The organism is Streptomyces sp. NPDC048442 (assembly GCF_040651475.1).
Taxonomy (GTDB): Bacteria; Actinomycetota; Actinomycetes; order Streptomycetales; family Streptomycetaceae; genus Streptomyces.
This window is the reverse complement of record NZ_JBEZKB010000062.1, coordinates 1-13,966: the sequence shown is the minus strand read 5'-3', so window position 1 is coordinate 13,966 and position 13,966 is coordinate 1. Positions and strand designations below refer to the sequence as shown.

At 67.7% G+C, this 13,966-nt stretch carries 13 protein-coding genes and 1 pseudogene; 8 read left to right on the top strand and 6 right to left on the bottom strand.

Features of this window, described 5'->3' with window-relative positions; translation table 11 throughout:
• A partial coding sequence (locus AB0D18_RS41000; RefSeq protein ID WP_362430807.1) for a transposase occupies positions 1-344 on the bottom strand: 344 nt, incomplete at its 3' end.
• 44 nt (positions 345-388) lie between these two features.
• Between AB0D18_RS41000 and AB0D18_RS40995 the strand changes: the two are divergent.
• Positions 389-1,029, top strand: a pseudogene (locus AB0D18_RS40995) (IS481 family transposase); the annotation flags it as partial.
• An 89-nt stretch (positions 1,030-1,118) separates the two neighbouring features.
• On the opposite strand, the gene AB0D18_RS40990 reads toward AB0D18_RS40995, so the two are convergent.
• A complete protein-coding gene (locus AB0D18_RS40990; protein WP_362430806.1) occupies positions 1,119-3,311 on the bottom strand; it encodes a GDSL-type esterase/lipase family protein in 2,193 nt (730 codons plus the stop codon).
• Positions 3,312-4,887: 1,576 nt separating this feature from the next.
• On the opposite strand from AB0D18_RS40990, the gene AB0D18_RS40985 reads away from it, so the two are divergent.
• From AB0D18_RS40985 to AB0D18_RS40965, 5 genes are all read left to right on the top strand, one after another.
• Positions 4,888-5,163: a hypothetical protein gene (locus AB0D18_RS40985; RefSeq protein WP_362430805.1), complete on the top strand. Its 276-nt coding sequence runs from the start codon at positions 4,888-4,890 to the stop codon at positions 5,161-5,163.
• Between the two features lie 248 nt (positions 5,164-5,411).
• On the top strand, positions 5,412-5,594 hold the full coding sequence (locus tag AB0D18_RS40980; protein WP_362430804.1) for a hypothetical protein: 183 nt from the start codon (positions 5,412-5,414) through the stop codon (positions 5,592-5,594).
• Entirely contained in the window at positions 5,588-5,788 is a 201-nt protein-coding gene (locus AB0D18_RS40975; RefSeq protein WP_362430803.1) for a hypothetical protein, read from the top strand. The genes AB0D18_RS40980 and AB0D18_RS40975 overlap by 7 nt, the downstream gene beginning before the upstream one ends.
• A gap of 201 nt (positions 5,789-5,989) precedes the next feature.
• Positions 5,990-7,036, top strand: coding sequence for a hypothetical protein (locus AB0D18_RS40970; RefSeq protein ID WP_362430802.1), 1,047 nt, complete (start codon positions 5,990-5,992; stop codon positions 7,034-7,036).
• Between the two features lie 337 nt (positions 7,037-7,373).
• Positions 7,374-7,823: a hypothetical protein gene (locus tag AB0D18_RS40965; RefSeq protein WP_362430801.1), complete on the top strand. Its 450-nt coding sequence runs from the start codon at positions 7,374-7,376 to the stop codon at positions 7,821-7,823.
• A 204-nt stretch (positions 7,824-8,027) separates the two neighbouring features.
• Here AB0D18_RS40965 and AB0D18_RS40960 read toward each other — a convergent pair whose 3' ends face one another.
• The gene (locus tag AB0D18_RS40960) at positions 8,028-8,267 is read right to left on the bottom strand and encodes a hypothetical protein (protein ID WP_362430800.1); all 240 of its coding nucleotides are present in this window, start codon (positions 8,265-8,267) and stop codon (positions 8,028-8,030) included.
• Positions 8,268-8,391: 124 nt separating this feature from the next.
• Here AB0D18_RS40960 and AB0D18_RS40955 point away from each other — a divergent pair, with 124 nt between their 5' ends.
• Together AB0D18_RS40955 and AB0D18_RS40950 are read left to right on the top strand one after the other, a co-directional pair.
• Entirely contained in the window at positions 8,392-8,805 is a 414-nt protein-coding gene (locus AB0D18_RS40955; RefSeq protein WP_362430799.1) for a hypothetical protein, read from the top strand.
• A gap of 432 nt (positions 8,806-9,237) precedes the next feature.
• Positions 9,238-9,585 carry a hypothetical protein gene (locus AB0D18_RS40950; protein WP_362430798.1) on the top strand — a complete coding sequence of 116 codons (348 nt, stop codon included), beginning with the start codon at positions 9,238-9,240 and terminating at the stop codon, positions 9,583-9,585.
• Between the two features lie 388 nt (positions 9,586-9,973).
• On the opposite strand, the gene AB0D18_RS40945 is transcribed toward AB0D18_RS40950, so the two are convergent.
• The 3 genes from AB0D18_RS40945 to AB0D18_RS40935 form a co-directional block, all read right to left on the bottom strand.
• Positions 9,974-10,156, bottom strand: coding sequence for a hypothetical protein (locus AB0D18_RS40945; RefSeq protein WP_362430808.1), 183 nt, complete (start codon positions 10,154-10,156; stop codon positions 9,974-9,976).
• 164 nt (positions 10,157-10,320) lie between these two features.
• Positions 10,321-10,782: a hypothetical protein gene (locus tag AB0D18_RS40940; RefSeq protein WP_362430797.1), complete on the bottom strand. Its 462-nt coding sequence runs from the start codon at positions 10,780-10,782 to the stop codon at positions 10,321-10,323.
• Entirely contained in the window at positions 10,779-13,367 is a 2,589-nt protein-coding gene (locus AB0D18_RS40935; RefSeq protein WP_362430796.1) for a Helicase associated domain protein, read from the bottom strand. The genes AB0D18_RS40940 and AB0D18_RS40935 overlap by 4 nt, the downstream gene beginning before the upstream one ends.
• Positions 13,368-13,966 lie beyond the last annotated feature (599 nt).

The following is a 13,966-nucleotide window of genomic DNA, read 5'->3' as shown; positions in this document are numbered from 1 at the left end:
CCCTTTTTCTGGGCCCTCATGTTCACCGAGTCGATCGCGCACCGCGACCAGTCCAGCTCGCCCCTCGCACCGAGCTCGTCCAGCACCAGCCGGTAGAGCTTCGCCCACACCCGCAGGCGGCTCCACTCCGTGAACCGGCGGTGAGCCGTCGCCCCGGACGGCCCGAACACCGGCGGGACCTGCGACCACGTACAACCTGTCGTCGCCACAAAGATGATCGCGGCCAGCACTTCACGATCACCGTAGCGACGCCGGCCCCCACCCTGCGGACGCGTCGGCGCCTCCGGCACCACCCGCTGGAACAACTCCCACAACCCGTCCGGGACCAGACGCTCGACCATCATCACGCGCCCAGACTACCCAATCGACCAAATGAGACGATCTCTAAGTTGATCGCGCGACCGGTGACCCATCCGACGCTACGAGCACGACCACCCGGGATCGCTGGTTCACGTGGACGTGAAAAAGCTTGGCAACATCCCCGATGGCGGGGGCTGGCGCTACGTCGGTCGTCGTCAAGGCGAGAAGCACCGTGTCGCGACACCGGGCAAGTCCCGCAATGCCTACGGCAGCCCGAAGCTCGGTTATGCGTTCGTGCACACGGTCATCGACGACCACTCCCGCGTCGCCTTCACCGAGGTCCACGATGACGAAACTGCCGTGACCGCAGTCGGCGTACTGCATCGCGCGGCGGAGTGGTTCGCCGAGCGCGGCGTCGTCATCGCGAGGGTGCTCTCGGACAATGGAGGCGCCTATCGCTCCTATCTGTGGCGCGACACGTGCGACGCCCTCTCGATCACGCCGAAGTACACCCGCCCTTACCGCCCGCAGACCAACGGGAAGGTCGAGCGCTTCCACCGCACCATGGCAGACGGCTGGGCCTACGCCCGCTGCTACGCCTCCGAGGCCGAACGCCGAAGTGAGTTGGAAAGCTGGTTGCACTACTACAACCACCACAGACCACATACGGCATGCGGGGGCCTGCCGCCGTTCTCACGATTGATCAACGTGCCCGGTCAGTACAACTAGGGAGCGTTCCCTAGTGGCAAATGCCTGACGGGCCCCGGGTGCCGGGGCCCGTCAGGGGGAACAGCGGGCCGATGGGCCCGGTGGGTGGGTCAGATGCGGATCCGGACGGCAGGGCTGCCCGTGCCGGTGGCGAGGACGCCCCGGTTGGTCCACCGTACGGACGGGCCGGTTCCGGTGGTGTTCTCGTAGCCGGAGAGGGCGCCGTTGGGGGCGAGGACGAGGTACTCGGCGCGTGCGTCGCCGGTGATGTCGGCGAAGCGGACCTGGTCCCCCGTCCAGTTGGCGGAGCCGGTGGCGACGAAGCCCTGGTAGACCCACTTCAGGGCGCCGTCGGTAGTGGTGGTGTTGACGTACGCCTGGGTGGCGCCGTTGTCGGAGACGATGAGGTAGTCGGCCTTGGCGTCGCCCGCGACATCGGCGAAGCGGATGTCTTCGGCGGTCCAGTTGGCGGAGCCGGTGGCGACGGTGCCCTTGTCGCTCCACTTGACCGTGCCGGTGGCGGTGGTGGTGTTGATGAATGCGCGGACCGCGCCCTGGTTGGAGACGATGAGGTAGTCGGCCTTGGCGTCGCCGCCGATGTCGGCGAAGCGGACCTGGGAGCTGTTCCAGGCGGTGGAGCCGGAAGCGATGGTTCCGATGTCCCGCCAGCCGCCGCGGCCGTCGCCGCCCTCGTTCACGAGCGCGCGCACCGCGCCGTTGGGGGCGAGGACGAGGTAGTCGGCGCGGGCGTCGCCGCCGACGTCGGCGAAGCGGACCTGCTCGCCGGTCCACTGGCCGGAACCGGAGGCGATCACGCCCTGGTCCGCCCACTTGACCGTGCCGTCGGCGGCGGTGGAACTGGTCCAGGCGCGCACGGCGCCGTTGTCCTCGACGACGAGGTAGTCCGAGCGGCCGTCGCCGTTGACGTCGACCCGGTAGTCACCCGCTGCGGTCGGGGTGCCGGAGCCGGGCGGGGCGGGCTTGACGGTGACGTTCTCGTCGATCCACTTGTGGCGGGCGGCGGTGATGACACCGCCGTGGAAGGAAGCCGCCATCTTGCGGTAGCCGTAGTCGTTGGGGTGGAGGTCGTCGTCGAGGTCCGCGACGGTCAGCGTGCTCATGCTGACCTGAGTGATGCGGTAGCCGCGCTGGGCCCGGTCGGCGACGATGCCGGGGATGGCCCGGTTGTAGGCGTTCACGCGGGCCTGCACGGTTCGGGCGCTCGCGGGGACGAGGGAGGAGACCACGATCGCGGTCTGCGGCGAGGACGCGTGGATCTGGTCGATCAGTTTGGCCAGGCGCTGCGGGGCGGTGCCCACCTGGTAGTCGCGGTCCATGTCGTTGGTGCCGATGTGCAGCAGGACAAGGTTCGGTTTGCCCTGTTCCATCCAGCGCTCGATGTTCGCGGAGATCTGGTCGATGCGCCAGCCGGAGTGGCCCTCGTGACGGGTGCCGTCGGTGTCCCGCATGGAGCCGACGAACTGCACGTCGGGGGCATCCTGCACCAGCATCTGTGCCAGCGCGGGCCGGTATCCGGTCCGCGCGCCGCTGCCCACTCCCAGGGTGATGGAGTCACCCAGGGGCATGACGGCCAGCTTCCTGAGCTCGTCGTGGGGCGGCGGCTGTCCCGGCTCCGCCGGAATGGTGGGGTCTCCGGAAGGCATCAGGTCGTAGAGGTCGGTGTACTTGTCGCCGACCTGGAGCGGCGCTCCCTGAGTGACCGGGCCTGTGGCGGGGTTCCCCACGGCCCAGCCCATGGAAGGGTTCCAGATCTGGCCGCCCAGGTACTGCCACGAGGTGCGCTGCACGTCCTCGGGAGGGCTGCCGGCGATCGGGCAAGCCTCGGTCGTGGCCATGGCCTGCCCGAGTATCGGAATGCTCGATCCCAGGCACTTGCCCGACGCCACATTCACCAGGTGCATCGTGCCCGGCACGGAGGACGTGCGCAGGTACCACTTCTCGTCGTTGTTACCTGCGTGGTCACCGAGGTGGCCTTCGACGGCCCGGCCCGTTGGGGTGTATTCCTGCAGGTACCGAGTGCTTCGTTTGCTGGTCAGGTACACCGGCTGGTTCGCCTGCACCGGGAAACCCCCGGTGTCCAGGTGTTCCGGGTCCACCGAACGCAGCGACCAGGAAGCCTCGGGCTCAGGCTCCGTGGGGACAGGTTTGCCCATCGCCAGGCGGTGGTTGTCTCCCCACATGACCAGACGGGCATTGAGGGTGTTGCGAATGAGGTCACCGTCAAGGCGCCACAGAAAAACCTCCGACGGCAGACTGGAAGCCGCGAGATTCAGATTGCCCACCGTCCCTCCTTGCGACGCCAGAGACAGCCCGGTGGCCTGGTTCACGATATGGAAGTACTCATAGCCTCCTGAGTTCATGGCGAAATTGAAGGAGTAGAGCTGAGACGTCGCATTCCTGAACTGTTGCCCGTGCGGGGATTGCAGCGCCTCGACCCCGGTAAGAGCAAGATCGGTACTGTTGTTCAGGAGAGCTACGTGCTTGGGCGGCTCCGCGGACCCCTGCAGACTGCCGAACAGTACCGAGTGATGGTCACTGCCCGAGTTTCCCCAGGTGGTGGCAGAGCGTTGCCATGCGTCCTGAGGGTTGGAAGTGACCATGTAGTCCAAGGTGCCCCCCGCATTCTGCGTAGGAGCGGGGGCGCCGTTTGCGTCGACCGGTGAGATGACCGTGGCCCCGAGACCGGTGATGGTCGGATGGTGCCGCAGAGTGTCCGGTTCCCGATTGAAGTCCCCCATCACGGCCCACCGCCAGCTGGGGCCTTGCGCCGCGACCTGTGCCGCTATCGCCGCGACCATGTCCTGGCCCAAGTTCCCCGCAAACGCGTCCGCGTGATACGACGCGTACGCCATACCGTTCGGCGTCGTCCCCGGGGCGTCAGCCAACAGGACCAGAGCGTTACGCCTGCTGCCGGCGTCCGCCACCTCCAGGGCACCGTGCATCCGGGTCGAGGTGACCATTCCCAGCGGAATGTTCTGCTGTTGATTCTGGTGGGAGGTATTCAGCAGATAGAGATACCGCACGTGCCGGTCATGGCTGGTCCCCATGTTCCACCGGTACTCGGTCACGGAGGCCGGCAGCGCGGGAAGCGGGTTCGCTCCGCCCCGGTCCGTCAGCGGCTCCACGACGCCTGGCGCGCGGTCCGGCGGCGCGGGAACCCACCAGCCGTTGCCATCGTTCACCCGTGGGACTTCCTGGAGCGCCACCACGTGATTGGGCCTGGCCAGGGCCTCCACACGGCTCCAGACCCCGGTCCTCTGCTGCATGTTCTGGGTGGCCACCCAGGTGTTCTGCGGCGCCGGCAAAGCCACCGCCCCCGAGGCCCCTGACACCACCACGACCACGCTGCTCAAGACAGCCAGGACGCAGACCCAGGCGGTACGCCAGAACGGGCCACGCTCTCCCGGCACATGTCCGGTCCGCCCGAACGGCACCGCTCCCGGTCTTCGTGGACGCGCGGGCCGTCCGCGGCGTACGGCAGCGAATGGTGTGGCTGGCATGGGTCAATCCCCTCATCGAAAACCTGAACAGCGGCATACCGGCCGCCGGATCAGGCGATGGAGCGTTCCCGAAGAAACCAGCCGGGTCTGCGCACATTCAGCCCTCCCCCGAGACCGCATGCCGCCGGGATCATAGGCAGGTGCAGCTAACGCGCCACTAACGTCCGCTGTCCGCACCGGGGTCGCTACCGGGCCGCGGCTCACTACCCGGTCACTACGGCTCACTACGGGTTCGCTGGGGCCTCACTGCCCGGATCGACGCCAGGGCTCCTGCCGCGCCACCTCATGGGTGAGGGCTTGGCGGTGGGAACCGATATCCGTATGAGCGAGGACGTCCGTACCGTCCTGGGCGAGGACGGTGCCGACAGGGCCGGAAGCCGTCACCCTGCACCACGCAGTGTGCCTCGGCTGCGAGAAGAAGATCGACCCCGACGAGCCGATGCGCGTCGTCGTCAGGATCGGCGGCCGGGTCGCCCACATCCGCTACGCCCATGCCGCCTGCCACCCGTCGATCATCGTGGAAATCCCCGAACCCCGAACGCCCGCCGGGCCGCCGGCCGCACCGGACCAGGGAGTGGCGATGCGCGTGACCGCCGCCACGGTCGACCATGGCGGGCCATCCTGCCGACCCTGATCGCGGAGCTCGAAGCCCCGGTCTTCCTCGTCGCCACAGACGCCCGCGACCTCGTCGACGTCCTCGCCTCCCACGTCCTGGCCCAAGGGTTCTCACCCGTCGGCCGACTCCGCCAGGCCCCCACCCACGCGAAGCAGTGGGCAGCCACCTACACCACCCCGGATGCCGACGGCATCGCGCAGCTCACCGTTACCGAACCCGACGGAACCCTCTTCTACACCGGCACGATCGTCCCCCCGGATCCCTGGGTGACCGGGATCGGGCTGTACGGATGGGCGGTGCTGTACGTGGGGAAGATCGGGCTGGCCGGGATGCCACTGGACGACCAGCGGGGCCGGACCCGCCTGCTGCGCGACGCCGCCGCCGGCGGGCGCCTCGTCGGCGCCCGTATCCCCGTCCGCCACCTTGGCCGCGCAGTTGCCGAATGGTGATCAGTGCGGACGGCATCCCATTCAGCCGTTTCACCCCCGGCAACGCCAACAGGTACGGGACTGTCGTCCTATCGCTCCGCCTCGACTCCGCCGACACCGAGCTCGCCGCCACACCCCGGCTCATCACCCACCCCGTACGTGTCCTCTACACCCGGATGGACCGTCTCACCGAACCCGCCCCGGCCGCCCCGTAGTTCACCGGGGTGCACGCCTACTGACCCCGAAAGCCGCCCCGAACCGAACGCGCCGATACCCAACCGCCACCCTCATGCGGGTCGGTACAGAATCCGGCAGCGGCTGCCCCTGTTCACGTGGCCGGGCCAGTGCTCAGATCGGACCGCTCGGTGTCAGTACCCCTCATTACGCTTGTGCCAGTACGTCGTGAAGGGGACAAAATGGCTGGCACCAAGATCGATCAGCGCGCGATCGAGAAGCACGTGAAGGACATCAACAAGGCCTACGAGCGGGCCTTCATGAAGTACCCGATCACTGTGCCCCTGGGCGGCAGGAGTTTCACCGCCTCCGCTGGAGCCACCGGCCTGGGCGTGGGCATCGAACAGGACCCGCAGCTGGTCCGCTACCTGATTTGGCTCGGCCAGCTGCCCGAAGGCGGATTCGGAGAACAAGCCGACTACGCCGAGCACTCCGGCACGTCTGTGGAAGACGTTGCGGTACTTTCCGTAGAGCTGGAGCGGGACGGCCTGATCGACTCCATGGGCGCCTTTGGCGGACCCGACTCCCACAGGGTGACCAACGACGGACGCGTAGAACTGCGGCGGCTCTCCCAACTGCGCAGCGCACCCGCCGCCCGGCACCGCTACGCCACCGACGGTTTCCTGCGCTGGCTCTATGCCACCGCACACGACCGGCGCCCCACCAACCCGGCCGCCTTCCTGGGCACCACCGAGTCGTACTTCGCCGGCAGCACTTTGTCGGAAACCGAGCTCGATTACGCGCTGGCGCGCCTGACGAACTCCGGGCTCGTCGCCGACGCCGGCACCCAGCCCAAGACCGTCGCCATCACCCTCGACGGTATCGACTGCGTACTTTCTGGAGCGACCGTGAGCGACTATCTCAACCGCACCCGCCCTGGCGACTACTACAGCATCACCGGCACCAACGTGGTTGCCGGTTCCCAGGCCAAGGTCGAGCAGCACAACCACAACAACGCCTTCGACCCCAGTGCCATGCGCGAGTTCGCGGCTCTGGTCCAGCAGCTCGCTCCGACCTACGGCCTCGAACCTGCACAGCAGGCCGAACTCATCCACGACGCCGAACTCCTCGGTGAGGAAGCCGACAGCGAGACTGCCCAGCCCGGTCGCCTCCGGTCCGTGTACGACTCCGTCATGGGCCGGCTGACCCAGATCGGCGCCGCGTCGGCCGCCCTGACCACGACCATCCAGCAAGGTCAGCAGGCGTACAGCACGGTCTTCGGCGGGTAAAAGCCGCAGCTGCCGACTGCGTCCGATCAGCTCGCCCGTCCGCACACTCCATACTCGCCCCGATCGCGACCGAGGGCCGGGCCCGAAACCCGTGGGTAGCACTCCGCACCCTGCCGCACGCCCGTACGGCCCACCGCAGAGCGAGGCGGGCGGCGTAGTGGGCCGTCTGGGGTCTGTCGCGGTGTCCGTCCGTTGCCTGGGGTGGTTCTGGTCTGTTGAGGGTCTGCGCCACATTGTGGGTGGGCGTGGCCGGGAGGAACGGACGGGGCCGCTCGGGAGCCGATCCCGTCGTTGTCACCCGGCGTTCTCAGCGACGAAGAAGGAAAGAACTGCGGTTATGGGACGACGTAAGCCCGGCAAGTCCAAGCGCGCTCGCCGCGAAGGGAACGGTGGCGGCCAGAAGGTGTGGTGGGGCGAGCCGTTGGTTCCGCATCCGCAGACGGGGCGGTTCGACCTCAAGGCGTCCGCTCCACCGGAGACGGTCCTCTTCTTCGAGCAGATGGAAGAGCTCGTGCCCCTGTACGGGGGAAGGGTGCCCGAATCGGCTGCTCTGCTGGACGAGGTGATGCGAGGCGACCAGATCGGACTGCTCAACCCCGACGGCGAAACCGGCAGCCTCATCCCGGTCGCAGAGTTCGCGCAGAAGGTCGGTATCAGCGTCGAGGAGCTCCGCCTGCACCATCACCATCTTCATGCCGGCGGTCTGCTCAGCATCACCGAACAGGGACTGATCAGTCTGGCGATGGACAGCTCTTCGCCCACCACCTGCAGCCACCACGCGTACTGACCAGACGTATGTCCGCCGCCGAGCGTGCGGTCGGCACCACGGTGCCGGATGAACTGCTGGCCCCTACTGCGGCCGGTGCGGGGACACTGCACCATCCCCAATACGGTCATTTCTATTGGGGGATTGGGGGGTCGAAGGGCCGTTTCCCCTGGTAGTCGCGTTGCATCGAGGGGATTGGGGGATTGGGGGTATGGGGGGCGTGCCTCAGAGAGGGCTGCCGGTCACAGGAGTTCGCTGACGCCCCAGGTGGCGCTGACGTCGTTGGGCCACCGGTCGGGGCCCCGTTCCACCGTGCGGCGAGCGGTACTGGGACCGCACCACGGACAGCTGCTCCAGGACGATCAGCGACACCGGGTGGGCGAGCAGCTCGCGCCGCCCGTACTTCGCCGCCCCTCGGCGAGGCGTGGCCCGGCCGGACCGCACCTCGTTGGTCCGGGTGTTCACGTGCGGTGCACGGAGGGGCCCGGGAAGCTGTCATGGCGACGCTCCCGGGCCCCGTGCCGGCGCGCACGAAATCCTTCCCCCAAGTCGACGACCGGCCGCCGGGAGCGCCGGTAGCGTCGAGGACATGACGATGCATCAAGGGGAGGGCGCGGCGGCCGACTCCGCCGCGGCGGCGCGGGCACTCAAGGCGCAGCTGTTCGAGGAAGAACCGGCCCAGCCGGGACAGCCGTGCCCGTGCGGCGAAACCGACGGCCTGCACGGCGAGGAGTGCGACTGCGAGGAAGGCGCGGTCCTCATCCACACCATGCGGATCGGGGACGGCGTGGAGGTGACGGAGTGGCAGGACACCTTCCGCTGCAGCTTCGGCTGCAACGAGTACCTGCAGACGGTCACCCTGCCCGATGCGCCGTGGGGGGGTCTGGGAGACAGTGCCCACCTCCCAGGGAGACGGCCGTCAGATCCGCGTGTTCCCCGGGGTCTACCACGGTCAGGAGAACCACGGGGTCGTGGACCCGTGGGCGTGCTGAGCTCCTGGTAGGTGCGCGCGAAGTGAACAGGGGCGAAGGCCGGCACCGTGATGGTGTCGGCCTTCGGCTGAGCCTGCGCGGCAAACGCAGAGCTGTTTCGGTCGAAACGTTTCCCGGACTCCCATTACGGCGCGGCACGGACACCGTCTCGGGTGAGACGGTGTCCGTGCCGTCCTGATCTACACCGACGGCATCCTCACGTCGAAGTCGCAGTTCGGCCTGAAGCAAGGGTTCAGCCCCTGTCCGGGACATACCCCAGACAGGGCCCCTGACCAGCGCGAACAGTCTTCGACTGTGTCCGGGACAGCCGGTTGCCCTTGCCTCGGCCCGCCAACGGCCAGCAGCCTGTGTCGCGCCGAGCTGACCGGACCGCCGCCACGGCTGGGGAGATCCGTCGGCCACGAAGCGCAAAACGAGACCAGGCCAAGGAATAAGGAGAGAAAATGCGATTCGCGAAGTCCCCGAGCGCCCTGATCAGGGCAACGACGGTACTGGGAGCCGCAGTACTGATCGGCGTCGCCACGACCACCTCAGCGAGCGCGGCCGTCACCAATTACGGAGCCAACAAGGGAGAGGCAACCTCCACACAGGCCCACGCCTACGACGGGGAGCGCGACGGCAACGGCGCCTTCGTCGACGTCTACACCCAGAACGGCGGGCACTACTCGGTGTGGGACGGGAACGGCTCGGACGGGACCTGGGGCCCCTGGTCCGGAAACGGCTCGAAGATCACCAAGTTCCGGGTCTGTGAAGACCGCACAGGCTGCGGGAACTGGGTCTACAACCCCTGACCACAACGAGCCAGCGGGCACTCGAAGCGACAGAAAGTGGCTTCGAGTGCCTCAGCCCAGCCGCCGGGCACCGTCGCCGAGTGCGGCGGCTCGGGGCTCCGGCTTGGAGGGCAGCAACAGGACGGCCGGGTAGGCGGTGCCTCCGAGTGCCTGCCTGAGGAGGGATGGATGTGCCCGGTTTGTGCCCTCGTTCCGGGCGGAACGAGGGCACTGAACTTTTTTCGAACCGAAAGAAGGTTGGCGCCGCAGCAACATCACGTACGTGCCGAACATGCCTGAACACCCCTCGGATATCCGTAAGGCACGGGCTCCCAAGGCCACTTGACCCACTTGCCTGACACTCATTTCGCACCGAGATAAACACGGTTCACCCACCGATCAGGTCCTTCTACCTGCGCGTTGCTCTCCCGCCGACGTCAGGTGTCTCCTCTTCACCGGCAGCGGCGTAGCGGGTGAGATCGGCACCGGTTGAGCGGGCTTCCTTGAGCCGGATGGACACCAGGCCGGCGGAAACTGACAGCTCGCGTGCGATCTCGTATCCCTTCAGCCCCTGGCGGTGCAGCTCGACGATTTGGTCCCGGCGTTGCCGGGAGCGGTCCTCGTACGCCGCGCGCCCCTCCGGCCTCTACGGCGGGGCCATAGATTTAAAGTCGGTCAGAAGCCAAGTCAGATGCATACGGGGAACCCGGCCGCTTCTGGGCTCCGCGTTTTGCACGTCACCCACGAATGCACCGGTCACAGCAGCCCACCGACGCCCCAGGTGGTGCTGACGTCGTTGAGCCACCGGTCGGGCAATTCCCCGTTCCACCGCGCCGCCAGCGCGTACCGGGAGCGGACAGCCGACAGCCGCTCCAGCGCGATCAGCGACACCGGGTGCGCGAGCAGCTCACGCTGCCCGTACTTGGCCGTCGGTGACTGGGGCCCGTACTCCGCGTACAGCCGCACCAGCCGCTCCTGGTACCGGCTCACGAACTCCTCCAGCCGCTGCGGGTATGTCTCCCGTTCCTCTTCAGTGATCACCGACCACAGGACGGGCAGGACCTCCTCGGTCATCCCGTCGTCGAAACGAACGTGCACCGCGAACGCGGCGTACGATCGCACTGCGACTGCCAGCACCGCGTCCGCGTCGCCTTTACGTACGTCTTCTGCCGCCCGGTCCACCGGACCGCTGGTGTACGCATCCGCGCCCAAGCTCATGCCGTGCTCCTCCTGGCCGTGCCTGCCGCCCACCGCATCCCCAGCTTGTCCAGCGCGGCCCATCGTTCGTCTGTGAGCTTGCCGGCCCGCTTGCGGAAGTTCTCCACGATCATGCCCAGCTTCACACTCACCACCTCGACGCCGTCAGCGCCCCTCTGAGCGCCTCCCGGCCCGTCATACGACTCCAGCTGCTCCACATGCTTCCTCGGCACGTTCAGGTGCCCCTCACGGGCGTGGAACGCCTGCGCTGCCCGCAGGTTGAGCTTCCACTTGTCGTCCTGCGTCCGCCGTTTCACCGGCCGCTCCTCCTCCCCGGCCGCATCGACACTGAGGGAGTGCTCCAGGAGGTACTGCTGCACGGGCGCCAGCTGCTCCCACCCGTACCGGCACGCTTGCACCCACTTCCCCAAGTCCTCACCCTGGACCACGAGTTCACCGGAAGCTGTGGGGACCGCGCCGCCGTCCTTCAGGTGCTGCTGGGTGAGGCGCAGGCGCCGCTGCCAGGAGGTATCCCATGCCGGGCACCAGCCAGGATCGATCTCGTCCAGGGCGTCACGCCGCTTCTCGGTCAGCGCCCCGGCCTCCGACTCGACAGGAAGGCCGGCCTCACGGCGCTGGGCGATCGTGTCCGCCATCTTGGCGGCCTTCCGCATGTTCTTCGCCCACTCCCCGAGCTTCCGCCCCTCCCAGACCGCCGTCACCGGCGGCAGCAGGTGCCCGTGCGTTTCCGTCCAGCTGCGCGCGCACTCCAACCACCCCTCGAACGCCTCCTCCCACTCCAAGGGGTTCCAGACCATCCCCAGATCATTCAGATCGGTCACCCGGGCGGGATCGAGCTTCCCCGCCCGGTAGTACCGGCGCTGATCGGCAAGCCAGACCCCCAGCGGATACCCGGCAGGCTTCCAGTCGGCCGGGGTGACGAACGCCTGCGGCACGAGGAGCCCGTCACCACCGACCTGGGCCCGGTACTGCACTGACGCCTCGATCCCACGCCGCCAGTACTCGTTCTCCGGCTCGATCACCCGCAGCCGCACGAACCTGGCGAGCTCGGCCGGGTCCCACGGCTCGGCGAACCGCAGCACCTCCCGCGCCGGCGCACTGACGGCGCCTTCGACACCCTCCTGCTGCTCCTGGCCCTCGCCCTCGGCGTCGGTACCGTCCACCTCAGCAGCCTCTTCGTCCTTCCAACTCCCGCTGCGCACACGGGGATCGGCGAGCGCCTCCACCACACGCGAGTCGTACGCACGGAGCGCGGTCAGGATCTTCGCGAGGGGCTCGTGGCCCTTCGAGGACAGCTTTCCCTCGGATTCTTCACCCAGCGGAGTGAATACAAAGACCACCAAACTCGCTAGCTTCTCCTTCCCCGGACGGAGACGCAGGGCACGTCCTACCATTTGAACGATGTCGACCATCGAGCCCCGCGTGTCACAGAAGGCGACAGAATCGCAATTGACTGTGTCGACTCCTTCCGCAATAACGCGAACGGAGCTGATCACCCGCAATGCCGCCGGACGAACTCCAGCCTCGTCCTCGATGACGTCGGCCCCGAACTCCTCCAGGACCTCGCGCCGGTGTGCGGGATCGTGGTCGCCGTACAGCCAGTCCGCCCACACCCGCTCCGGCGCGTGGAACGTCTCCGGGTCGTCCTCCCAGAGCCTCCGCGCGACATCCACGAGCCCGCCCGCCATAGCCTCGGCGTCCGCCGTGCGGCTGTGGAAGGTCAGCACCTTCCGCATCTGATGCTTGGCGGCGGCCTTCACCAGCCCCGTCTGCAACGCCGCCAGACGCGCCCCACGCAGGGCATCCGACCCGTTCTCGGCCTCCTCCAGCGCGATGCGCAATTCCGGGTCGTCCACGTTGACCACCACCACCTGGAAAGGTGCCACCAGCCCCTTGCTCACCGCCTCCGAGAGCGGTAGCTCGAAGCACACAGGACCGAAGATCGGGGAGTCCGGCTCCATACTCGCGATCAAACGCGGAGCCCACCGTCCGGCCCGCTGCGCATCCTGGGCGGTCTCCCAGACCCGAGGGGTCGCCGTCATGTACACCCGGCGCTCCGCCGGGATCCGGGACTGGTCGTGCACGGCCGCCCACGGCTTCAGACCGTCCCCGCTGGTGCGGTGCGCCTCGTCCACAATGACCAAGCTCCAAGGCCCCATGCCGAGCTCGTGTGCGTCCTCCAGGACCCCGTTGCCCAGCGAGTGGTACGTGGCCAACACCGTCACCTGATCCAGCGACTTCACCCACCCCGCCAGCTCAGCGGCATCGGTCGTGCACGGCACACCCTCGGACTTCGAGGCCGGCAGCGAGCACGCGCCCACCATCGCCCCCGTACGCCCCGCGGCCCGCCACGCCTTCGCCGTCTGCACCAGCAGATCGAGCGAGGGCACCAAGACCAACACCCGCCGCGCGCGAAGCTGTTGGGCGACTGCGGCGGCGATGCGGGTCTTGCCGGTCGCAGTCGCCGCGATCACCTGCGTCCGCAGCCCCTCCGGCGGCAACGACCCGCCGGCAGGCACCTGGAGCGCCCGCAGTACGGCGTCGACCGCTTCCTTCTGGTGGGGGAACAACGGATTCCCTGACATGACCACCCCTTTCACGACCTGCATTCGACGGATTAACCGGAACGGCATCCCGGGTCGTACAGAATTCGGTTATGGTGGCAACCACAGAGATCGTGAAGAGGCTTTTATCCGGGCGATTAACAAGCCACTGACCGAGTCTCTTTCTCCAGACCCCACCGACATACCGGGGGTGGTCGCTCATCCCATAGCCTACCCCGACAGAGCAGTTTGACCCACCACCTCGCAAGGCTAGTACGGAAGGGTTCGAGTCTGCTACGGTAAAACCTCACCCACCGAGCAGCAACCGATTTCCGGGCCTTGTTCGAACGGCACTACGGACCAGAATCGACACCGGTCCACTCCTCCTGACCCCCTCTCAGTCCGCAGGTCACGACCGCCCCTACCCAACTCTCTAGCCAGCCAAGGCCACTGCGAAGCAGAGGCCGCAAGGCCGGATCGCGGAGCGATCGGGTCCGCCGGAGCGAAGCGCCGGCCCCGGGCCGCGTAGCGGACCGGATTCGTGCGGATGACCGACCCGCTGCCGCCCGAGATGATCGAGAACCTGCCCATGGGCATCGGCTACGGGCTCGGCATCATGAAGCTGGAGAACGACGCCGACC

Excerpts from the sequence above, each read along its gene's own strand:
- AB0D18_RS40970 (WP_362430802.1), top strand. The coding sequence starts at position 5,990 with ATGGCTGGCACCAAGATCGATCAGCGCGCGATCGAGAAGCACGTGAAG.
- AB0D18_RS40940 (WP_362430797.1), bottom strand. The coding sequence starts at position 10,782 with ATGAGCTTGGGCGCGGATGCGTACACCAGCGGTCCGGTGGACCGGGCG.
- AB0D18_RS40950 (WP_362430798.1), top strand. The coding sequence starts at position 9,238 with ATGCGATTCGCGAAGTCCCCGAGCGCCCTGATCAGGGCAACGACGGTA.
- AB0D18_RS40955 (WP_362430799.1), top strand. The coding sequence starts at position 8,392 with ATGACGATGCATCAAGGGGAGGGCGCGGCGGCCGACTCCGCCGCGGCG.
- AB0D18_RS40965 (WP_362430801.1), top strand. The coding sequence starts at position 7,374 with ATGGGACGACGTAAGCCCGGCAAGTCCAAGCGCGCTCGCCGCGAAGGG.
- AB0D18_RS40935 (WP_362430796.1), bottom strand. The coding sequence starts at position 13,367 with ATGTCAGGGAATCCGTTGTTCCCCCACCAGAAGGAAGCGGTCGACGCC.
- AB0D18_RS40975 (WP_362430803.1), top strand. The coding sequence starts at position 5,588 with ATGGTGATCAGTGCGGACGGCATCCCATTCAGCCGTTTCACCCCCGGC.